The following is a 21,179-nucleotide window of genomic DNA, read 5'->3' on the forward strand; positions in this document are numbered from 1 at the left end:
GAGTTCCAATGAAAACTACATTCTTCACAACCTTAATCTCAACCCTAGCTTTAACCGGGATTTGCGCGACCTCGGCCCAAGCGTTTACCTTCACAACCAACTACACCACATCGGATACAACTCAGTGGAAAAGCGACATCTGGTTAAATTCAGTTAAAATTGAGAATAAAACCTACAGCAATTTCTCCCTGGTCAAAGGTGTTAATATTGTCCAAAACGATACCTGGACAGGTGGCAATACAGGCGCAGCCAGTAGCGATAGAGGAGATAATGCTTCAGGGGTTAAGGCAGAAAATCCAACGGCAAGTAATTTAGCAGCCTCTCTGGGCAATTTAAACCTCAGTAATATTATTGATACCGAAGACAGTGGCAAGTTTACCCTAGACTTGTTCTTTGGTAAACCTGTGGATAATTTCCTGTTTTTTGAACGGGGCAAGAACAGTCAACTCAGAGTTCAGGCCTTTGATAAAAGTGGTGCTTTGATTGGTGGAGACTCCATTAAACTATATTCATCAGAATGGCAGGGAGCGGGTTATAGCCTCGATACCACAGAAATCGATGAAGCTCAAATAGTAGGTTCTTTAGGAGTCAGTTTGTTTGATTTAGGAGTGACCGATGCCAAATCTTTTGGTGGTCTACGGTTAATCAGCAAATCTAGTTATGTGGGCCCTGATTTTAAAGTGGTGGGTCTAAATGTGGCCGTTCCTGAACCCACGACGGTTTTGGGATTAGGTTTAGTCGGTGCTGCTTTAGCTATGTCTCGTCGCAAAAAAGCTCAATAAGGCATATCCATTGAAGAAAACCAACATTAGACATCTTTAATTAACTACCGCCCCAGGAAACAAAAGTAGGATGGGGCGGGTTAGATTTTATAAAATTTGCCGAGAAAACCCTATCTCCTTGTGGATGGGGCGGTCGGTAGATTATGGGAAGGAATATCAGAACAGGACTATTTAGCTATTCACTCCAACTCCCCTAAATCAACCCGAATTCCATATAATATACATATAAGAGACCAACCCTATTTTTTTATAGGGATTTCATCAATTCTTTAAATAAAAGCTGATCTGTATAAAAGTTCTGTAAAACTTTTAGAAATTTTGATCAATACCGATGACGTATCCTACCCATATTGTTATTGTGTTATCAACGACTTGTATGTAATAACTCTGGTTGCTAAGATGTCCCTTGCTAAAGAGACACTCAGGAAAACAGAGTCACGAGTTCGGGGTCAAAGTGACCAGTAGGATATTCACACACAGGAGTTCCAATGAAAACCACATTCCTCACAACCTTAATCTCAACCCTAGCTTTAACCGGGATTTGCGCGACCTCGGCCCAAGCGTTTACCTTCACAACCAACTACACCACATCGGATACAACTCAGTGGAAAAGCGACATCTGGTTAAATTCAGTTAAAATTGAGAATAAAACCTACAGCAATTTCTCCCTGGTCAAAGGTGTTAATATTGTCCAAAACGATACCTGGACAGGTGGCAATACAGGCGCAGCCAGTAGCGATAGAGGAGATAATGCTTCAGGGGTTAAGGCAGAAAATCCAACGGCAAGTAATTTAGCAGCCTCTCTGGGCAATTTAAACCTCAGTAATATTATTGATACCGAAGACAGTGGCAAGTTTACCCTAGACTTGTTCTTTGGTAAACCTGTGGATAATTTCCTGTTTTTTGAACGGGGCAAGAACAGTCAACTCAGAGTTCAGGCCTTTGATAAAAGTGGTAAGTTGATTGGTGGAGACTCCATTAAACTATATTCATCAGAATGGCAGGGAGCGGGTTATCGCCTTGATACCACAGAAATCGATGGATCTCAAATAGTAGGTTCTTTAGGAGTCAGTTTGTTTGATTTAGGAGTGACCGATGCCAAATCTTTTGGTGGTCTACGGTTAATCAGCAAATCTAGTTATGTGGGCCCTGATTTTAAAGTGGTGGGTCTAAATGTGGCCGTTCCTGAACCCACGACGGTTTTGGGATTAGGTTTAGTCGGTGCTGCTTTAGCTATGTCTCGTCGCAAAAAAGCTCAATAAGGCATATCCATTGAAGAAAACCAACATTAGACATCTTTAATTAACTACCGCCCCAGGAAACAAAAGTAGGATGGGGCGGGTTAGATTTTATAAAATTTGCCGAGAAAACCCTATCTCCTTGTGGATGGGGCGGTCGGTAGATTATGGGAAGGAATATCAGAACAGGACTATTTAGCTATTCACTCCAACTCCCCTAAATCAACCCGAATTCCATATAATATACATATAAGAGACCAACCCTATTTTTTTATAGGGATTTCATCAATTCTTTAAATAAAAGCTGATCTGTATAAAAGTTCTGTAAAACTTTTAGAAATTTTGATCAATACCGATGACGTATCCTACCCATATTGTTATTGTGTTATCAACGACTTGTATGTAATAACTCTGGTTGCTAAGATGTCCCTTGCTAAAGAGACACTCAGGAAAACAGAGTCACGAGTTCGGGGTCAAAGTGACCAGTAGGATATTCACACACAGGAGTTCCAATGAAAACCACATTCCTCACAACCTTAATCTCAACCCTAGCTTTAACCGGGATTTGCGCGACCTCGGCCCAAGCGTTTACCTTCACAACCAACTACACCACATCGGATACAAGTCAGTGGAAAAGTGACATCTGGTTAAATTCAGTTAAAATTGAGAATAAAACCTACAGCAATTTCTCCCTGGTCAAAGATGTTAACATCATCCAAAACGATCTCTGGACAGGTGACAATACAGGCGCAGCCAGTAGCGATAGAGGGGATAATGCTTCTGGGGTTAAGGCAGAAAATCCAACGGCAAGTAATTTAGCAGCCTCTCTGGGCAATTTAAACCTCAGCAATATTATTGATACCGAAGACAGTGGCGAGTTTACCCTAGACTTGTTCTTTGGTAAACCTGTGGATAATTTCCTGTTTTTTGAACGGGGCAAGAACAGTCAACTCAGAGTTCAGGCCTTTGATAAAAGTGGTGCTTTGATTGGTGGAGACTCCATTAAACTATATTCATCAGAATGGCAGGGAGCGGGTTATAGCCTCGATACCACAGAAATCGATGAAGCTCAAATAGTAGGTTCTTTAGGAGTCAGTTTGTTTGATTTAGGAGTGACCGATGCCAAATCTTTTGGTGGTCTACGGTTAATCAGCAAATCTAGTTATGTTGGCCCTGATTTTAAAGTGGTGGGTCTAAATACGGCCGTTCCTGAACCCACGACTGTTTTGGGATTAGGTTTAGTGGGTGCTGCTTTAGCTATGTCTCGTCGCAAAAAAGCTCAATAAGACCTATCTTTTGAATTAGTTAATATTAGACATCTCTAAATCAACCGCCGCCCCAGGAAATGAAAACATGATGGGGCGGTTTAATTTTATGGGTATAGCGGTCGCACGACTCATGGTATTTGACTCATACTCATCCAGAAAACCCGACGGTGAAGTCTTTGCGACGGTGAGTTAAAATGAAGGCTGATAAATTAGTATCAAAAGTTACAGTTAACCGTTCTCTAAAAATCTTATATCTCAATTACCTTAAAAAAAATAGGGGCAAAAGGCTGTGCGATTTCAATCTTACGATCCAGGTGAATTCTACGATGAACTGTTTGTGGCGAAAGGACAACCTCGTCCCTACGCAGCCCAATTAATTGATCGAATTAATTCTTTATCCCCAGGAGATTTAGAAATTCGACAGGAAGCGGCTAAAACAGCAATGATGAAATTGGGAGCAACTTTTAACGTTTATAATGATAGTCAAGGCACGGAAAGAATATTACCTTTTGACTTAATTCCTAGAATTGTTTCTGCTTCAGAATGGGCTCATTTAGAACGAGGATTAAAGCAACGTATTCATGTATTAAATCTATTTATTGATGATATTTATGGGGAGCAAAAAATTGTTAAAGATGGAATTATTCCCGAAGAATTAATTTTATCTTCTAAAGGATTTCTTAAACCTTGTATGGGGTTAAAGCCACCTCAAGGAATTTGGTGTCATATTACAGGGACAGATTTAGTTAGAGATCAAGGGGGAAAATGGTACGTTCTCGAAGATAATTTGCGCTGTCCATCGGGGGTTTCCTATGTTTTGGAAAATCGCCGGGTGATGAAAAGCACATTTCCCCAACTTTTTGCAAAATTAGGGATTCAACCCGTTGATGAATACCCCAGTCATTTATTAGATACCTTGCTTAATTTAGTCGGGGATCATATTAGTAATCCGACGGTAGTGGTTTTAACTCCGGGGATGTACAATTCTGCTTACTTTGAACATTCCTTTTTAGCCCAACAAATGGGGGTAGAATTGGTCGAAGGACGGGATTTAGTGGTGAGTGATGGCTATGTGCAAATGCGCACCACTAAGGGATTAAAACGGGTGGATGTGATTTATCGCAGAATTGATGATACTTTTATTGATCCATTAGTTTTCAATCCCGAATCAATGTTAGGAGTTCCTGGGTTAACGGAAGTCTATCGCAATGGTCGAGTTGCTCTGGCGAATGCCTTGGGAACTGGAATTGCAGATGATAAAGTGATTTATGCTTATGTTCCCCAAATGACTCAATATTATTTAGGAGAAGAACAAATTTTATCCAATGTTCCCACCTATTTATGTTGGGAACCTAAACAACTGGAATATGTGCTAAATAATCTCGATAAATTAGTCGTTAAAGCCGCCAATGAAGCGGGGGGATATGGGATGTTAGTCGGAACCCAATCTACCGAAATAGAACGTCAAGAATTTGCTGAAAAAATTAAGGCGAATCCCCGAAATTATATTGCACAACCGACATTATCTTTATCCCGAGTTCCCACCTTACTCGGAGATACTTTTGAGGGGTGTCACGTTGATTTAAGACCCTATATTTTATATGGTGAAGATATCTATGTTCATCCGGGGGGATTAACCCGAGTGGCGATGAAAAAAGGGTCATTAGTGGTTAATTCTTCACAAGGAGGCGGGAGTAAGGATACTTGGGTTTTATGTGAATAAATCTGGATCACGGATTTAAGAGGATTTCACGGATTTTAATCTGTGTTATAGCAGGGAACAGGGAACACCGCAGGAAAAGATGGGTGTACGGCGCACGGTTTTAGCATCAGTCTATGTCCTAACACCCCAGGCGCGACTGATATAATCTGTGTTAATCTGCGTAATCCTCTTAAATCTGTGATCGGATTTCACGGATTTCACGGATTTTTTTGGGGCGGGTTCATCATATTCAACGGTAAACCGTTAACAATTTTTAATATGTTAAGTCGTGTTGCAGATTCTATTTATTGGTTAAATCGTTATGTAGAACGGGCGGAAAATATTGCGCGTTTTATTGACGTTAATCAAAATTTATTATTAGATTCTCCCTCCGGTGTTCAACAACAGTGGAAACCAATTGTTGTTACGACAGGAGACTTAGAAATCTTTAAAGAACGCTATGGAGAAGCGACGGCAGAAAATGTGATTCGATTTTTGACCTTTGATAGTAATTATCCCAGTTCTATTTTATCTTGTCTGCGAGCCGCCCGGGAAAATGCTCGTTCAGTTCGAGAAATTATTTCCTCGGAAATGTGGGAACAGGTGAATGAATTTTATATGATGGTGAGAGATGCGGCTTTAGGAGATAGTTCCTATCAACTCGCGGATTTCTTCTATCAAGTGAAAATGCGCGGACACCTGTTTGCGGGGGTGATGGATGCTACGATGTCCCATAATGAAGGGTGGCATTTTGGCAATATGGGGAGATTATTAGAACGGGCGGATAAAACCTCTCGAATTTTAGACGTCAAGTATTATATTCTGTTACCTTCAGTACAGGATGTGGGAACAACAATTGATGAAATTCAGTGGATTGCCTTGTTAAAATCTGCCAGTGCTTATGAAATGTATCGGAAACGCAAACAACACCGAATTACCCCCTCTCGGGTGGTGGAATTTTTAATCTTAGATCGGGAGTTTCCCCGTTCAATTGAATATTGTTTATTACAGGCGGAGCGATCGCTTCAATGTATTACCGGAACCAGCCCCGGAACCTGGCAAAACCCTGCCGAACGGGAGTTAGGACGGCTACGTTCTGAACTCGATTATCTGACTATTGAAGAAATTATGCAAAGGGGAATTCATGAATTTTTAGATGATTTACAAAATCGGATGAATCATGTTGGTGAGCAAATTTATGAAGATTTTTTTGCCCTGAAACCGGTGGTTAGTCCCTTTGTCCAGACTCAGACTCAAGGGAGTTCGGTGATCCATCCCCTTCGGTGATTTGGCTCGGGTGCAACCCTCAAGACTTTCAAACCCTCGGTTTCAATAGCCACCGCCATTCCGGGCCGATCCGATCTGAAATTGACCGTGGCGATCGCCAAAATTAGGCCTGAGCGACAACTTTTAAAATTCGTGAGTTGCCATGACCGGGCGTGGTAAAATGTGTAAAAATTCGCCCACATAATTTTTCCCCGAGGTATATTAATTCATGGAAGCAATACTGCTGTTAGCAAAGTTACCCGAAGCTTACTCTATTTTTAGCCCGGTTGTTGACATTCTGCCCGTGATCCCCGTATTTTTCCTGCTGTTGGCTTTCGTTTGGCAAGCCTCCGTGGGATTCAAATAAGAAAACAAGTTTAAGCTATCAGCGTCCAGTTAGAAACCTGTGGGGTTTTCTCAACCCGATCTAGGGTTTAACCTCCCCATGTTTTTAACTTCACGCTGATAGCCTGTTCCCGTTAATATTATTTTTTTCCCCCAATTGTTTTTTGGAAAGCGGGTCTTTCGTTTAAGCGTTGAATATAGTCTAAAACCGCCGGATAGGGGCTCAAATCCAACTGCAACATCAGGGGAATATAAGCCAAAATCGAACCTACAGCAATATCAGCCACGTTCAATTCATCACCCATTAAAAAGGGTTGTTGACTCAAAATTTTATTTAAAGGATTGAGTAAACGAGGGGTTTCTTTTTCCCGATTCGCTTCTATAAAAATCCCCGTTCCCAAGGTAGCATTTCCAAATAATACCCATTGTGTAACTGTGGCTCTTTCTTCAACAGAATTGGGCAATTTACCATGTTTTTCGGCTAAATATAATAAAATTGCGCCCGACTCCCACAGTTGAAAATCATCTTCCACAATAGCCGGAACTTTACCAATCGGATTAATCGATAAAAATTCAGGTTGTAGGTGTTCTCCCGCCGCCATATCTAATAAAATAAACTCGTAGGGAACCCCAATTTCTTCTAAATACCATTGAACAATTGAAGCCCGACTGCGAGCACCACCATACAGTTTTAACATGAATCTTTATCCTTTTTTAAGATGAGAACTTTCTAAAAAAGTTTATCATAAAAGTAGAAAGATAAAACAGAATTAATATCCAGACCCAGTAAAAAGAAACGTGTTCGATAATATCTGCAAATTTCTAGCGGAGAATTTTTCCGAGGATTTAGCCAGTTGGTTATTAGGTTTTCCGATTCAGTTAGCACAACTGAGCCCAACGGAGTTATCCTTAGAACCGATTCGCGCAGATTCCTTAATTTTACTCCAATCTGATGAGTTGGTATTGCATACGGAATTCCAAACTCAACCGGATGTAATGATGCCCTTTCGGATGTTAGATTATCGAGTGAGGGTATATCGACGGTTTCCGCAAAAGTCAATGCGTCAGGTGGTGATTTATTTACAGCCAACAAAATCCCCTTTAGTTCAACAAAATACCTTTAGATTAGAAAAAACCTCCCATGAATTTGAGGTCATTCGTCTTTGGGAACAACCCACAGAGGAGTTTTTGAGAATCCCTGGGTTATTACCTTTTGCGGTATTAAGCCAGACTAATGATCCCGCCCTGGTCTTAACTCAAATCTCCCAAATAACTCAACAAATTGCAGATCGGCGAGTTCAAAGTAATTTAATGGCTGCATCTGCAATTCTCGCCGGATTAGTGTTAGAACCAGAAGTCATTCAACGGATTATCAGGAGTGATATTATGCAAGAATCTACCATGTATCAAGAAATTTTACGACAAGGGAAAGAACAGGGTCGTGTTGAGGGTCGCGCGGACGCCTTAAAACAAGTGGCAATTCTATTACTCAAAATGGGCATGGGTTTAGAACAAATTGCTGAAACAACACAATTAACTGTTCCTCAAATTCAAGAGTTACAACAAACCCAAGAACAGGACAATCAAAATAATTAAACAAAAATGGGAGGCAATTTCTTGAAAATCAAGCTAACATTAAGGGATTTTGCCCCCATGAAAATCCCTTAAATAGAATTACAGAACTTGGTGGGTATAAGCGTGTTGTTTGACATTATCTTCCGTCCGAATCATGCGCTCGGAATTTAAAACCCGTTTTCGTTCTAAGGAGTAATTAAATTCTTTAAAACTGGTTCCTAAAGGAATATGAAGTTTAGCTTGGGGTCGATTCTTGTAAGTGCGAGTAGCGGCGATCGCGCGATCGCTAAAATTCTCACAAAAATGGGCATCTGTTGTTAATTCTGCGGGAATTTTAGCCTCTGCGTTCATCAAAATAGAACCTAATGTCACCGCTAAAGCCACTTCATAGGAAGTCGGAACTCCTTTAAGAATTGCTTCTAAAGCCGCTGAGGGAATGGGTTCAACCACTTTTACTTGATGAACTTCCCCATCTTCTTTCACAAAACAGGTCGCTAAACCAATGACGACATAATCATCAGTCGAGAGATCAGGGGCGTTAGGATAAGCTGTTGCAGTTGTCATAAAAATTAAAAGGTTCAGAATTCCAAGAATCATTCGCTGGTTGCATTGTACCAAGTTCCGATCTTCCCCACCCAAACCGAATTAAACCCTGAAAGGGTCTAAACCCTTACCTGACTTTAACAATAGGGATATTGTGAAACTCGTTAAGCTTCACATTTTGCTAAAATATTTAACCAAACTTTATCAAAATACCCCTGGGGTTTTCGGTTGGGCTTGAGCAATAGCCACTGTTGACCCTCGATAAATTTGCTTAGAAACCAGTAAGGTTTTGACTCCAGCAGCTTGTAAGGCGGCGGCTTCAGCTACACTCGGTGTTCCGACTGCTGTTCCCACCCGAGCAGAAGGGTTAGGAACCTGCACAGACCGCAATAACTCCGACGAGAAGGTGCGTAAGGGCCAATTTTTGGCTTCGCACAATTCTACTAACCCGGGTTCATTCCCTTTGCTATCTAAAGTGGCAATGCCGGCGATCGCATTTTCCTCTAAATTATACTGTTGTAAAACCTGCTGAATGGCGGTTTCAATTAGACTTCTAGGGGTTAACCGTCCACAACCGACACCGACCCACAATAGCTTGGGAAACCACGGAGTTTTAGGAGTATCAAATCTTACCATCTTCTGCCATGGGGAAAAACTCATTAGGTAACAGTAATCGATTAAGATAGAGAAATTGTTTCTTTGATGATCATTAATGGAAAAAACTCCTATTTATACAATTATCGGGTATGGGGGCATCCTTAAACAGACCCAAAATTTTGAGCCAGTTGTCAATTTTTATTTTAGGTAAAAAGGCGGAGCATCTATAATGGATCAGAGAACAGAACTATTATTAAAACTCGATATTCTTAAAGAATTTTATACAGAAGAAATCGAAACCATTAGCGAATATTTTTCGATTCATAAGTTCTTTGATTTACAGGTGATTATGCCCCAAACAGGTCAGGATTCCTCCTTTGGGATTATTTTATCTGGGGAAGTCAGCATCAGTGATGACAAAATAGAAAATTCCAGTCGGACTAAAGGGGATATCTTAGGGGAAATGGCATTTATTCATGGCTTTCGATCGGATTTTATTGCGGCGAGTGATGGGGCGATCGCGATTATGACCTTTGATGATATTGAAAAGCTCAAACTCAAACACCCTTATTTAGCAGTTAAATTAGTTGATTTTGTTACCCATAATCTTGTTAATAATTTACGCAAAAATGACAAAAAAGACAATACAGAAATCCTAGTATTATTAGCCGATGATCATTTATTTTCAGACTTGATTAATTTAATCAAAGATCATCTTCATATTATCAATAAATTTTCCATCTTCACCTCCGAAAAATTAAAAATAATCTTAGAAAAAAACACAAATTTAACCATTAGTCAAGTCATTGAACCCCAGAGTTTGATTTTGGGTGAAACAGCTATTGGTCATCAAATTCTGTTAGATCAAGTTAAAGCCATTATGTACCTCCGAGATCCGGTAAAAGTCGAATCTAACCCCGCATCCGTTGAAGCCTTATCTCGATTATGTGACTTACAACAGGTTTTATTTGCAACTAATTTATTAACGGCAAATGCCATTTTTCAGTATTTAGAATAAAATTGATTAAGCACAGGAGATCATCCCATGAGTCAACGAGTTTTAATCCTAGGAGGCCGAGGAAGAATTGGCAATAGTGTTGCCGAAGATCTAGCCCAACATACCGCCGCCGAGATTACCATTACCGGACGGAATCTGACGGAAAATATAGGAATTAATCCCCGATTTCAGCAGTTAGAATTAGATCTCAATGATCAAGCTAAATTAGAAACTGCGATCGCTAATTCCGATTTAGTCATCCACTGTGCCGGGCCATTTCAATCTCGAGATTTAGGAGTTTTAAAAACCTGTATTCAACATCAGGTTAACTATATTGATGTCAGTGATAATCGAGACTTTACCCGCCGGATTTTAGACCATTCTGAAGCCGCTAAAAAAGCCGGAGTTACCGCTATTATTAATACGGGTATTTTCCCCGGTATTTCTAATAGCATGGTGCGTCAAGGTGCAGAACAATTTGATCAGGTGGAAAAAATCCACTTAAGTTATGTAGTTGGCGGGTCTGGAGGGGCGGGAATCACCGTCATGAGAACCACCTTTCTCGGGTTACAATCTCCGTTTCCAGTGTGGATAAACGGACAATGGCAAACGATTAAACCCTATAGCGAACGAGAAACCATTGAATTTCCTCCTCCCTACGGAAAAACCGGGGTTTATTGGTTTGATATGCCAGAATGTTTCACCTTAGTAGACTCTTTTCCCGTTAAAACTGTGATTACCAAATTTGGCACTATTCCCGATTTTTATAATTATTTAACTTGGAGTGTCGCCCATTGGTGGCCAGAAAGTTGGCTAAAAAATCCCGCCGTGATTGAGTTCTTATCCCAGGTCAGTTATCGGATGACCAATGTAACCGATATTTGGAGTGGTATCGGAGTAGCAGTGCGTTCCTGTGTGACCGGAATTAAACAGGGAAAAACCGTTGATTTTTGTTCTACCATTGTTCATGAAAATACCGCTAAAATTGCCGGAATTGGCACCGGAACAATTGCGAAACTTTGCTTAAAGGGTGAACTACAAAAGCCCGGAGTTTGGCCAGTAGAACAGGTACTTTCGACTCCCTTATTTGAAGCTGGCTTGAATCAACGGGGCGTTAATATTCAAACCCATTTTAATTAGAAATTAAACAGACTAACGCAAAAACGGAGGGCGTTTAGTATCCGTGTCGGTTTTATTTTTAGCCGACTCAGCTAGGAAACGTTTTAAGGCTTTTTCACGGTTTTTCATAAACGCCCCCCAAAACCCGGGTTGAAACTCATCCATCGTTTTCGCTAAAGCCCAAACATCAATGGCTAGGATGTTGTACATTCGTTCATCTTCGCACTTGAGAGTATTAATCTGTTCTAGGAGCTTGCGTTTTATACTAGAAATCGATTGATCTTCATCGTTGGTGGTCATATTGAACGTTTAATAAAATGGCGTAGCAGTTTAGAATCAACAGAGTGAGTTCTAGCAGAATACTTTTGATTAATATGTTACGTCAAACTTCTTTGGGCGCCCTAGGTTTAGTGGTGGGTGGAATCTTAACTGTAGTGGGTTTTGCTGCCTATTTTGCGGATAATGCCACCTTAAACTTAGCTGGATTTTTCTATGGAATTCCCGTATTATTAGGAGGGTTAGCCCTAAAAGCGGCAGAACTCAAACCCATCCCATTTACTCAAGCGACATCCTCTGAGGTCTTGGCCCGCCGAGAACAACAGGCTACAGACACCCAAAATCAAGTCCGCAAGGATGTCACCCGGTATCGCTATGGCCAAGAAGCCCATTTATCCGATGTCCTAGAACGTCTGGGACTTAGCCCCAATCGTGAAGAACGTCCCCTCCTCCAGGGTATTCGAGAAACCCTGATTAATGATTCCTATTCTTTGATTTTAGAGTTTGATTCTCCCTTTATGTCTTTGGAAAATTGGCAAAAAAAACAAGATAAAATAGCTAAGTTTTTTGGCCCTAATTTACAGGTTCAAATTACCCAACCCCGAGAAGAACAGATTGATGTTGCTTTAATTTCAGATCAAACTTAGTTTGGTTCTTTAGTAGATAGTATGCTGAAGTAATGCAAAACCCCATAACCCTAGTTTTCAAGGTACGCTGTCCCTCGATGACTGGGTTTTATGGTGTAGCACTGCGCGCTAGGGAACAGGGAATACCGGAACAGGCCGCGTCATGAACCCCCATTCTACAAACTCATGACAGGCTTCGACTCCGCTCAGGAGAACCCTGTCGAACGGGAATGGGCAACAGAGCAGGTTACAAGGTTTAGTATTGTCAAACACCTTAGTTGGTAGTGCTATAGTTCACCTCCTCCTATCTAATTGCAAATATTTCAATTTATACTAAAATGAACAAAGGTTTTAGACACATCAAAAAGTTCAATATTTGGGGAAAAAGAAACTTTTATAAAACCAGACTCCTTTCCATCGGAATTTTGGCTGTTAACCTTCCCCTAATCTTTTATATACTTTATCTAATTTTTTATGCTCATTCCTTTTTAAGTGGGGATATTTTTACTATTATTTTTATCGGTACAATCGCAGGTGTTTTTTTATTATACCGACATATTGACTCGGTTAAACAGTCTATATTGTTAGTAACAAAATCCTTGAATGTGTATTTTAATCAAGGAGAAATTCCAGAATTTACTCCGAGCCATTATCAGGAAATTAATCAACTCTACAAAGCGATTAAATTTGCCATTCAAAGTAATGAACAAAAGATTTTAGATCTCGAAAATATTATTCTATCCCATCGAGAAGAATCCCTGCAAATTGTTCTGGAACGAGAAACCGCAGAAATTCATCTTCGCCAATGTTTAAGTATAGCCAACCGTCATCATTTACCCCTATGCGTTGCTCTAATTAGTGTCGAAGACAGCACGTTAACTGAAAACTCAGATTTTTTAGCAACTCCATCCTCCCAAATTATTCATCTAATGCAGGAATTAAAACAAATTTTGCGAGAAAGTGATTGGGTCGCCCATTGGAAAAAGGATGAATTTCTATTAGCTATTTTCTCGGAATTGCCCGGAACAAAAATAGCACTCAACCGAATTTTAGATCGTTTGGTTAATCAAGAAGAATCCCTTGAAAATAACTGTTCTACTCAGTGTTCTATCTATATTGGATATACAAAAGCTCAACCCAATGAACACTATCGCGCCTGCATTGACCGAATAAATCAAGCCCTACAACAAGCTAAAATTACAGGAGAACGTTGTGTTTTTTTTGAGGGAATAGGGAATAGGCAATAGGGAATAGGCAATAGGTAATAGGTTATGGGTAATAGAAAGACTTTACCTCCCCTGCTCCCCTGCTCCCCCTGCTCCCCTGCTCCCCCCTGTTAACTCTTAACTTCCGTCATTTCAATAACACGGTCATCTAAATCTTTAACTAAAAAATTTAACGGTCTTTCGCTGCGAATTTTATGTTTTACCCCACGCAATTGTACCCGCATTAAAATTTGTTCTAAACAGTCTTTATCAAAACAAACATGACGTTCTTGATCTTTTGAACCATAACTAGCCCCGCTAATAATATGTAACTGAGTGTTTTTCATCAGTTGATACCATAATCCCTCCGTGCCTTGCATTTTAGACGTTACAGCATTCCCCGCAGGAGCAGAAAGATAAAGGGGATCAATTCCAGCCCCTAATGTTTGTTCATAGTTATAGTAATAATGTAAAGGCACATCTGCCACGGACAGTCCTAATAAACCTTCATAAAAATCCCGGGCTACATTCAAATCAGAAACCATAATCGTGTGAACCTTCGGTGCGCTGGTGAGAAACATCCACATAGCCACGGCATAGGCTGCCAGTAGCATCACCATCACCCCCTGAGTGGAAAAAATCCCGTCAAAAATCGGAAATTCAGGGAAAAACGCACTTAACGGTAAAAAATGAAATGGAAAATTCATAAAATTAACGGCTATCAGCATGAATAGATTCAGGACTAGGGAACCAATAATCGCTGCCATCCCAAAGACTGAGACGATCTGCTAGTGATTATGTTAACAAAAAGTTTTGACAACTCCTGTACAATCATGTCTTTTTAGACTAGACATTGCTATCGAACTATGAATAATCAGATTGATGTGTTTGTCTATGGTACGCTCAAGCCAGGGGGATATAACTATCAACGCTATTGTCAGGGGCAAGTCATAGCCCAGCGTCGGGCCCTTGCCTTGGGAAAACTCTATGCTCTATCTTTAGGTTATCCGGGGATGGTAGCTGGGGATGGTATCGTACAGGGGGTGATTTTATCCTTTGCAAACCCTAATATTTTTTGGGATTTAGATCAATTAGAAGATTACCAACCCCATCGCCCGGCTGAAGAAAACGAATATCAGCGACAACAGATTCCGGTTTTTGATCTTAAGCATCAACCTTTAGGCTTAGTTTGGGTTTATTTGATGGATATTAAAACCGTTGAGTTTTATTCCGGGGTTTTAATTCCTGATGGCTGTTGGAAAAATCAATATTGAGCTTAAAATAAACCCCAAGGATATTGTATTTCAGTTTCCCTGGGGTTATCTTATTTTAATTTATCGGTCTTGAAACCGCAGCTTTCGGAATCGGAATAATCGGTTGATCCACGCTAATACTAACCGCATTCGGAGTAATAATCGGGATCAAGGGTTCATTTAAGGCAATTTCTAAGGGTTCCGAATTGTTCATTGTTTCAGACTGGGCAAACATCGGAAAACGCCCAGAATTGCCTGGGATAGCACTAGAAAAGGTCATGACTAATAAAGCCGCGATCGCAGTTCCTCCCCAAGTCACCATCCTACGGGTTCTCTGATTTAACCTTTGGAAAACCAGGGTGGTCAGTTGCTGCACCGAAGTACCAGAAGCAGGAACAGGAGCGTTTTGTAAGCCCGAACGCAGGTGCAGGAGTTGTAGATAAGTTGCTTTAATCTTAGGATCAGTATCCAGCCAAAGCTGAACCTGACGGCGTTCTGTCACCGTCGCTTCATTGTCCAGGTAGGCACTGAGTAATTGGATTTTAGGGTCAAGATCCGAGTATTCCTCAGATAGATGTCCCCCGATGGTTAAGTGAGTTTGTGGTTCTGGCTCAAAATTATGCTTCATCGGAACACCCCCGTTGACCAAATATCAAATCAGACATGAGAAATTGGGGTTTAACCTATAGAACTATTATATCCCTATTAAGGGGAATTTCACCCGCTCGTCTACCCAGAGTTTAGGGATTGAGATACACTTGCAGATCGGTTTGTAAGCGTTGACGCGCTCTGGCGATTCTTGACTTTACGGTTCCCAGGGAAACCCCGGTAATTTCGGCAATTTCTTCATAAGCTAATCCTTCAATTTCCCGCAGAACAATTGTGGTGCGGAAGGCTTCGGGTAAATCGGCGATCGCTTCATGAAGATGACTATAAAATTCACGGGTTGCCATATCCTCATCCGGGCCTGGGCCATCGGCGGCGATTTCCCAATCCATTTCCCCATCTTCTATATTGCGAGGGGCATCTAAAGACAGGGGGGGTTTGACCCGTTTGCGCTTGCGGAGTTCATCGTAAAATAAATTAGTGGCAATTCGACTTAACCAGCCCCGAAATTTGACGGGTTCCTGTAGGCGTTTAATATTACGATAGACCCGAATCCAGATTTCTTGGGCGAGGTCGGCCCGATCCTGCCAGTCTGGGGCGAGGTGGTAGAGAATCTTATCAACATGGGACTGATACCGACGAAGCAGTTCTGTAAAGGCTGCTTTATCTGGACAGACTCCCTCTTGACACCGCAGAACTAAATCGGTATTGGGGAGTTGTTCAAGGGGAAGTTGCTCTAGGGGGATAGAGACTTCAGCATTAGACCAGGAGATGGGGATAGATTGGCTCATGGGTGGAACTTGGTTGATGAAAGATTCCGTTAAGGGTTGACGCGACCCGGATTGATAGTGTTCCTGGGTTCAAACTTGTTAGTTAGGATACCAGGGCTAGAGATGAGCTTTTTCACCTAACGGGTGTTTTTCCCTTATATTAGTGGAAGTTTTGCCCTTTGTCATGAAAAATTTCTCATCAAATTCGGGTCATCATTGTATTAAAGGATACGTTTGCTCGGATTGAATTTCGGGAAAATTGGCGGGTTAATAAAATTTATCTCTGGGAAACAGAAGTTATCAGGACTTACGCAAAACAACCATATCCAGTAGGGGCGAACGGCCGTTCGCCCCTACTGATGGTGTATAATTAGTTATTCTGCGTAAGTCCTAGTTATTTTAAAATTCGCCCCAAGATGAATCTTGTCTGATTAATCCTAGGGGATATTTAAACCTGGGTATTTTTCTAATTTTCATCTTTTTTATAGGAGTAAATACTGCTTAATTAGAGGTGATAACCAGAAACTATTCTCGATTTTTTCTACTAAACAACGCCGTTGTAAAGATTGTAAGACATTAACTAATTCTAAGTCTAAATTGGGTTGTTTGTCTATTAATTTTGCCAGTTTTAGGGGTTGAGTTTCCCTAGCCAGTATGGACAATATTTGTTTTTCTCTATCGGACAGGCGATCGCACTGTTGCCGTAAAATATCTTTAACATCTTCGGGTAATAAGATGGTATCATTTTGTAATAAATCAGTAACATTGACTCCTAATTCTTGAATCAGAGTTGCAACACTTTTTAACCATAAAGGGTTGCCTTGGTAACGGTGAATAAGTATTGAGTAGTCGATTTCTGCTAACCCGTAATCCCTGAGTATTTCCTGTGCGGCTACAATATCTAAACCTGTGATTTGTAAGGTACGAATAGGATTATTTTGGCTTTCAATTTGAGAGATTTCTCTGGGTTGTTCCCAACCGATTAAAACAAAGCAACTTTGATGGGATAATTTTTCTATCTGTTTAAAAAATAAGCGATATTCTTCATATTCTGGTTTATACTTTCCTGCCAATTCGCCACTACTGAAAAGATTGTGAACATCATCTAATATGATTAAACAGCGATGCTTTTGTAAATACTTAATTAGGGATAAGGGTTTCGGTTTAGTTGTAGGGGAGTCTAGTTTTTCTGACTGGGAGAAAAGCTGAATTAGTTCCTGTTGAAATTCGTCTAGGGTGTGGGATACGTTTATAGTGCGCCAAATTATGTAATCAAATTGATTTTTTATTTGTTGTACGAGTTGTACTGCTAGGGATGTTTTCCCAATACCGCTAATACCCGTAATAGCAATCAGGCGACATTGTGCTTGTAAAATCCAGGTGGTCAGGGTTTCTAGTTCAGGAGTGCGATCGTAAAAAGCACCCAAATCAGGCATCTCGCTTAAATCTTGATGTGGAGTTTCAGGTTGTTTTGTGTTGGATGTTTCTTGATTTGGTGGGGGTGAGTTTGGTGTATTTGGGGGGTGTCTAGGTTGTTCACAAGTGTTAAAACTACTAATTGCAACGTTTTCAAAATTAGAAACATTTTCAAATATAAACCTTCCCATTACCGATCTAACATTCGATTTACTTACTTCTTCCCCTAATTCTTCTGAAAGTATTTCCCATAATGCCGATCCCACTTTCCTGGCACTACTTTCTGAACAGTCAAAATCCTTAGCTATTTCTTTGTATGTCTCGCGTTGTATAGTTCCTTGCAGTATTGCTTCTTGTAAGTCGTCAAGGTGCTGACCCGTTTTCTCGAAGACTATCTTATCAGCAAGTTTTAAGGCTTCTTTTAAGTTCATTGGGGTCAGGACAGGTTTTTTTGTATTATAGTTCACATTTAGGAACAGTTTAGTACATTTTCCCACCTTTTTGTACAAAATGTAGATAAAATCGGGTAGGTGGGGGACTGCGATGGGAACAAAATTGAACATTTTTGGGGTGGGCAATGCTGTAAATTTTAAATACTATAGAAGAAGTATAAAAAGTAACTTGTAGATATTTAAAAGGAAGGTCAAAATGTTACGAGCTTTGATGGCTGTTTTTCTTGCATTTGCTATTACTATAGCAGGAACCGCCAAGCCTGCCTATGCTTACTCAGGTGATTCAAATATAGTATCGGTTTCTCCAATCGAGGTTCCTGTAAATTCTGATTCCTTCATAGAAGGAATAAAGAATGGAGCTGGAGTAATGATAGGAGGAATTTTGGTTTGCTACTCCCTTACATTGGCTACACCAATTTTTGCTCCGGCTGCGACTTTAGCAGCTTTTTGCCCATCTTTGACGACTACTGCTACAGTTGCGGAAGGTACGGGAGTAACCCAAATAATTCTTAAAGGATTCAGGGAAGTTGTACACGCACACTAAGCTTGTGGAAAAAGATGTTAATTGGCTCAGAGTCTTTTTAAAGGACTTTAGGCGGTAGAGTGTGACTTTCGTAAAGCATTGTCTTTCTTAAAAAACCGGGTTTCTGAGATCACTAAACCGTCTGTGCCGAGATTTTATTCAGAAACCCAGTTTCTCACCCCCACGCGATCGCACCACCAAAAGAAAGCGCGATCGCACCTCTCCCATAGCTTAGATTTCCTCCTTCACTAGCTAACAACCTCGTCAAAACAGTTGAGATTGAGGCAAATAAGACCTATTGTTGATTTAAGCAATACTCTCAAAAACATTATGGAATACCATAACATCATCACGATTGAACCTGGAAAACGCAGTGGCAAGCCGTGTATTCGGGGAATGCGAATCACTGTGTACGATATCCTAGAGTATCTCGCAGGTGGTATGACAGAGGCAGAAATTTTAGAAGATTTTTCGGAACTAACTTCAGAAGACATCAAAGCTTGCCTTACCTTTGCAGCTGAGCGAGAGAAAAAATTATTTGTGGTATCGTTGTGAAACTACTACTGGATGAAAACCTATCAGACCGGATTATTCACAGGATTATCGACTTGTATCCCGATTCTGCTCATGTCAAAATTTTAGCACTTACCAATACTGATGATTCAATTATTTGGGAATATGCTAATACAAATGATTTCGTAATTGTTTCTAAGGATTCTGATTTTCATCAACGTAGTTTGCTCTATGGTCATCCACCCAAATTTATTTACCTTCGTATTGGTAACAGTCCAACATCCAAGATTGTTCAGATATTGAGAGATAATTTTGACACTATAATTCTATTTGGGAATAGCGAAGTAGAAAGCATATTGGTATTGATTTAGTGCGTAGGCGAACCCAGGGTAAGGCATCAATACTCTCCCGCATTTAGATTTCCTCCGTCAACCCAACATTCATCGGCATTTAATGTGACTTTAGTAAAACGCGATTTTCTTAAGAAACCGGGTTTCTCACCCCCACGCGATCGCCCCTCCAAAAGAAAGCGCGATCGCCGTTAAAACACAATTTTAAAGGTTAAAATAAATATATATACTCTTAAACAAGCGATATGCCTCTCAGCGAACTTTTACCCACTCTTAGTCAATTATCTCATCAAGATAAACTGCGACTTATTCACTTTCTCCTACTTGCAGTTGCCAAGGAACAAGGATGCAGCCTAGAACCGGCTGAAGATACTAATTCAGAAAATATACTTTTGAATCAACTAGCATCAACGAGTGCAGTTGTATGGTCTCCACAGGCAGATCCCGAATCAATTCAAGCATTATCAGAACTTCTTGCTACCGCTCAACAATCAGCCCATGCTTAATAGTCAGCGATTTCCATTTATAGAGCGAATTGATACCCTTGGGCGATCAAGTATCATGCCATATTTGCCAATCACTCTCTCCAACGGCAGCAACTCCGTAGAAGTGATGGCATTGTTGGATACGGGTGCAAGTGTCAACGTTTTGCCTTATCAGATTGGTCTACAACTAGAGGCAACATGGGAACAGCAAACCGTTCCTATTCAATTGAGTGGGAATTTAGCTCATAGTGAGGCGCGGGGATTGGTGCTTTCGGGTACAGTTGCTCAGTTTTCGTCGCTCTTGCTGGCATTCGCTTGGACTCGTTCGACAGATGCACCTGTAATCCTTGGACACCTCAACTTTTTCTCGGAGTTTAATGTCTGTTTTTTTCGTCACGAATTAGCTTTTGAGCTTTACCCAAGGGAAAAAGGAATTGTTTAAGCAATATGCGATCGCGCTTTCTTGTTTCTGATGAGCGATCACCTAAAATGAAAGAGCGATCGCCCTTATCTAATTCACAGCCAACAAACCAGACATATTCAGCACTTTTTCAGACCAAATCTTTGCTACTTCCGCCATTCTCATTCGTTGTTCTGCATCATCCCAAATCCTTACCCAAGAATACTGCCAGCAAGCTAACTGAACTTGTAGCTCAACTAACTCAGCAGCTATTTCTACCTCTGCATCTTTAGCCGTCCACTCAATAAATAGCTTACTTTCTTGCAGCAGACTTTCAACCAGTTCGCCATTAGCTGAATTTTGACAGCGAGATTTAATCCGTGCTAAATTTGATGCCAAATTTCCTAAACGAATGGGTAGTTCGTCTTGCAAATAACGTGACTTTAAAACATTCCAATTTCTCATAATCCTCCTAATGACCGTTGAACGATTTGAGCAACCCTTTCTCTGATAACCGGGTCTTGAATTTCCATTGAGCGATTGTTCTGACGCGGACGGATATTGATTAAAGATTCATAACCTATCTCTTGTGTAAGCGGATACCAGTCTGCTCCCCAGATATCGACCTGCTTGCTCCCGTATTCCAACAGAACAGCTTCGCAATCGGCGTGAAGTTCTCCACCACCTGTCAGAATTTGCCGTTCAATATCCACTGCCAGTTTAATATAACTGCCAAGAGTTTCTAGCATTTCTTCTATTTGCTCTTTAGTCCCACGCTCTTCAATCAGATAAATCATTATTGAACTTCCAGATAATTATTTCCCCAGATAAGCTAAAGCTTTAGAGCGATTTAGCAAAGAAAGCGCGATCGC

General features: G+C 40.7%; 27 protein-coding genes. 17 read left to right on the forward strand and 10 right to left on the reverse strand.

The window, feature by feature from the left end; translation table 11 throughout:
- Positions 1-8: 8 nt before the first annotated feature.
- The 6 genes from PL11201_RS12405 (at position 9) to PL11201_RS12430 (ending at position 6,623) form a co-directional block, all read left to right on the forward strand.
- Positions 9-782: an exosortase-dependent surface protein XDP2 gene (locus tag PL11201_RS12405; RefSeq protein WP_079679061.1), complete on the forward strand. Its 774-nt coding sequence runs from the start codon at positions 9-11 to the stop codon at positions 780-782.
- 488 nt (positions 783-1,270) lie between these two features.
- Positions 1,271-2,044: an exosortase-dependent surface protein XDP2 gene (locus tag PL11201_RS12410; protein ID WP_079679062.1), complete on the forward strand. Its 774-nt coding sequence runs from the start codon at positions 1,271-1,273 to the stop codon at positions 2,042-2,044.
- A gap of 488 nt (positions 2,045-2,532) precedes the next feature.
- Positions 2,533-3,306, forward strand: coding sequence for an exosortase-dependent surface protein XDP2 (locus tag PL11201_RS12415; protein ID WP_079679064.1), 774 nt, complete (start codon positions 2,533-2,535; stop codon positions 3,304-3,306).
- A gap of 271 nt (positions 3,307-3,577) precedes the next feature.
- Positions 3,578-5,011 (forward strand): circularly permuted type 2 ATP-grasp protein, encoded by a 1,434-nt coding sequence (locus PL11201_RS12420; protein WP_079679065.1) that lies wholly within the window; start codon positions 3,578-3,580, stop codon positions 5,009-5,011.
- 258 nt (positions 5,012-5,269) lie between these two features.
- Positions 5,270-6,277: an alpha-E domain-containing protein gene (locus PL11201_RS12425; RefSeq protein WP_079679067.1), complete on the forward strand. Its 1,008-nt coding sequence runs from the start codon at positions 5,270-5,272 to the stop codon at positions 6,275-6,277.
- A 208-nt stretch (positions 6,278-6,485) separates the two neighbouring features.
- Positions 6,486-6,623, forward strand: coding sequence for a photosystem II reaction center protein K (locus PL11201_RS12430; RefSeq protein ID WP_079679068.1), 138 nt, complete (start codon positions 6,486-6,488; stop codon positions 6,621-6,623).
- Positions 6,624-6,741: 118 nt separating this feature from the next.
- Here PL11201_RS12430 and PL11201_RS12435 read toward each other — a convergent pair whose 3' ends face one another.
- On the reverse strand, positions 6,742-7,299 hold the full coding sequence (locus PL11201_RS12435) for a glutathione S-transferase family protein (protein ID WP_079679070.1): 558 nt from the start codon (positions 7,297-7,299) through the stop codon (positions 6,742-6,744).
- Positions 7,300-7,399: 100 nt separating this feature from the next.
- Between PL11201_RS12435 and PL11201_RS12440 the strand changes: the two genes are divergently transcribed.
- Entirely contained in the window at positions 7,400-8,197 is a 798-nt protein-coding gene (locus tag PL11201_RS12440) for an Rpn family recombination-promoting nuclease/putative transposase (RefSeq protein ID WP_079679071.1), read from the forward strand.
- Positions 8,198-8,275: 78 nt separating this feature from the next.
- Here PL11201_RS12440 and PL11201_RS12445 read toward each other — a convergent pair whose 3' ends face one another.
- Positions 8,276-8,740 (reverse strand): hypothetical protein, encoded by a 465-nt coding sequence (locus PL11201_RS12445; RefSeq protein ID WP_079679580.1) that lies wholly within the window; start codon positions 8,738-8,740, stop codon positions 8,276-8,278.
- Between the two features lie 183 nt (positions 8,741-8,923).
- Positions 8,924-9,355, reverse strand: coding sequence for a cobalamin biosynthesis protein (locus PL11201_RS12450; protein WP_234996676.1), 432 nt, complete (start codon positions 9,353-9,355; stop codon positions 8,924-8,926).
- Between the two features lie 190 nt (positions 9,356-9,545).
- On the opposite strand from PL11201_RS12450, the gene PL11201_RS12455 reads away from it, so the two are divergent.
- Both PL11201_RS12455 and PL11201_RS12460 read left to right on the forward strand, forming a co-directional pair.
- Positions 9,546-10,334 (forward strand): hypothetical protein, encoded by a 789-nt coding sequence (locus PL11201_RS12455; protein WP_079679074.1) that lies wholly within the window; start codon positions 9,546-9,548, stop codon positions 10,332-10,334.
- A gap of 27 nt (positions 10,335-10,361) precedes the next feature.
- Positions 10,362-11,453, forward strand: a complete 1,092-nt coding sequence (locus PL11201_RS12460) for a saccharopine dehydrogenase family protein (RefSeq protein ID WP_079679076.1) — start codon at positions 10,362-10,364, stop codon at positions 11,451-11,453.
- Between the two features lie 12 nt (positions 11,454-11,465).
- On the opposite strand, the gene PL11201_RS12465 is transcribed toward PL11201_RS12460, so the two are convergent.
- Positions 11,466-11,732, reverse strand: coding sequence for a hypothetical protein (locus PL11201_RS12465; protein WP_079679077.1), 267 nt, complete (start codon positions 11,730-11,732; stop codon positions 11,466-11,468).
- 74 nt (positions 11,733-11,806) lie between these two features.
- Between PL11201_RS12465 and PL11201_RS12470 the strand changes: the two genes are divergently transcribed.
- Entirely contained in the window at positions 11,807-12,355 is a 549-nt protein-coding gene (locus tag PL11201_RS12470) for a DUF2854 domain-containing protein (protein ID WP_079679079.1), read from the forward strand.
- 317 nt (positions 12,356-12,672) lie between these two features.
- Positions 12,673-13,581 (forward strand): diguanylate cyclase domain-containing protein, encoded by a 909-nt coding sequence (locus PL11201_RS12475; RefSeq protein WP_079679080.1) that lies wholly within the window; start codon positions 12,673-12,675, stop codon positions 13,579-13,581.
- An 89-nt stretch (positions 13,582-13,670) separates the two neighbouring features.
- On the opposite strand, the gene PL11201_RS12480 is transcribed toward PL11201_RS12475, so the two are convergent.
- Positions 13,671-14,267 carry a VOC family protein gene (locus PL11201_RS12480; RefSeq protein ID WP_079679581.1) on the reverse strand — a complete coding sequence of 199 codons (597 nt, stop codon included), beginning with the start codon at positions 14,265-14,267 and terminating at the stop codon, positions 13,671-13,673.
- Positions 14,268-14,405: 138 nt separating this feature from the next.
- On the opposite strand from PL11201_RS12480, the gene PL11201_RS12485 reads away from it, so the two are divergent.
- Positions 14,406-14,813, forward strand: a complete 408-nt coding sequence (locus PL11201_RS12485) for a gamma-glutamylcyclotransferase family protein (RefSeq protein ID WP_200816760.1) — start codon at positions 14,406-14,408, stop codon at positions 14,811-14,813.
- Positions 14,814-14,868: 55 nt separating this feature from the next.
- Here PL11201_RS12485 and PL11201_RS12490 read toward each other — a convergent pair whose 3' ends face one another.
- The 3 genes from PL11201_RS12490 to PL11201_RS12500 form a co-directional block, all read right to left on the reverse strand.
- On the reverse strand, positions 14,869-15,420 hold the full coding sequence (locus tag PL11201_RS12490; RefSeq protein ID WP_079679082.1) for an anti-sigma factor family protein: 552 nt from the start codon (positions 15,418-15,420) through the stop codon (positions 14,869-14,871).
- Between the two features lie 112 nt (positions 15,421-15,532).
- Positions 15,533-16,189, reverse strand: coding sequence for a sigma-70 family RNA polymerase sigma factor (locus PL11201_RS12495; protein WP_079679083.1), 657 nt, complete (start codon positions 16,187-16,189; stop codon positions 15,533-15,535).
- A gap of 461 nt (positions 16,190-16,650) precedes the next feature.
- The gene (locus tag PL11201_RS12500; protein WP_079679583.1) at positions 16,651-18,015 is read right to left on the reverse strand and encodes an NB-ARC domain-containing protein; all 1,365 of its coding nucleotides are present in this window, start codon (positions 18,013-18,015) and stop codon (positions 16,651-16,653) included.
- Between the two features lie 217 nt (positions 18,016-18,232).
- Here PL11201_RS12500 and PL11201_RS12505 point away from each other — a divergent pair, with 217 nt between their 5' ends.
- From PL11201_RS12505 to PL11201_RS12525, 5 genes are all read left to right on the forward strand, one after another.
- Positions 18,233-18,580: a hypothetical protein gene (locus PL11201_RS12505; protein ID WP_079679085.1), complete on the forward strand. Its 348-nt coding sequence runs from the start codon at positions 18,233-18,235 to the stop codon at positions 18,578-18,580.
- Between the two features lie 309 nt (positions 18,581-18,889).
- Positions 18,890-19,114: a DUF433 domain-containing protein gene (locus tag PL11201_RS12510; protein WP_079679087.1), complete on the forward strand. Its 225-nt coding sequence runs from the start codon at positions 18,890-18,892 to the stop codon at positions 19,112-19,114.
- Positions 19,111-19,443 carry a DUF5615 family PIN-like protein gene (locus PL11201_RS12515; RefSeq protein WP_079679089.1) on the forward strand — a complete coding sequence of 111 codons (333 nt, stop codon included), beginning with the start codon at positions 19,111-19,113 and terminating at the stop codon, positions 19,441-19,443. Before PL11201_RS12510 ends, PL11201_RS12515 begins: the two co-directional genes overlap by 4 nt.
- 224 nt (positions 19,444-19,667) lie before the next feature.
- Positions 19,668-19,928, forward strand: coding sequence for a hypothetical protein (locus PL11201_RS12520; protein ID WP_079679091.1), 261 nt, complete (start codon positions 19,668-19,670; stop codon positions 19,926-19,928).
- Positions 19,929-19,983: 55 nt separating this feature from the next.
- The gene (locus tag PL11201_RS12525; RefSeq protein ID WP_369821838.1) at positions 19,984-20,349 is read left to right on the forward strand and encodes a pepsin/retropepsin-like aspartic protease family protein; all 366 of its coding nucleotides are present in this window, start codon (positions 19,984-19,986) and stop codon (positions 20,347-20,349) included.
- A gap of 69 nt (positions 20,350-20,418) precedes the next feature.
- Here PL11201_RS12525 and PL11201_RS12530 read toward each other — a convergent pair whose 3' ends face one another.
- Both PL11201_RS12530 and PL11201_RS12535 read right to left on the reverse strand, forming a co-directional pair.
- A complete protein-coding gene (locus tag PL11201_RS12530; RefSeq protein WP_079679094.1) occupies positions 20,419-20,772 on the reverse strand; it encodes a hypothetical protein in 354 nt (117 codons plus the stop codon).
- Entirely contained in the window at positions 20,769-21,104 is a 336-nt protein-coding gene (locus PL11201_RS12535) for a DUF5674 family protein (protein ID WP_079679096.1), read from the reverse strand. Before PL11201_RS12535 ends, PL11201_RS12530 begins: the two co-directional genes overlap by 4 nt.
- Positions 21,105-21,179 lie beyond the last annotated feature (75 nt).

Source organism: Planktothrix sp. PCC 11201 (genome assembly GCF_900009135.1).
Classification (GTDB): Bacteria; Cyanobacteriota; Cyanobacteriia; order Cyanobacteriales; family Microcoleaceae; genus Planktothrix.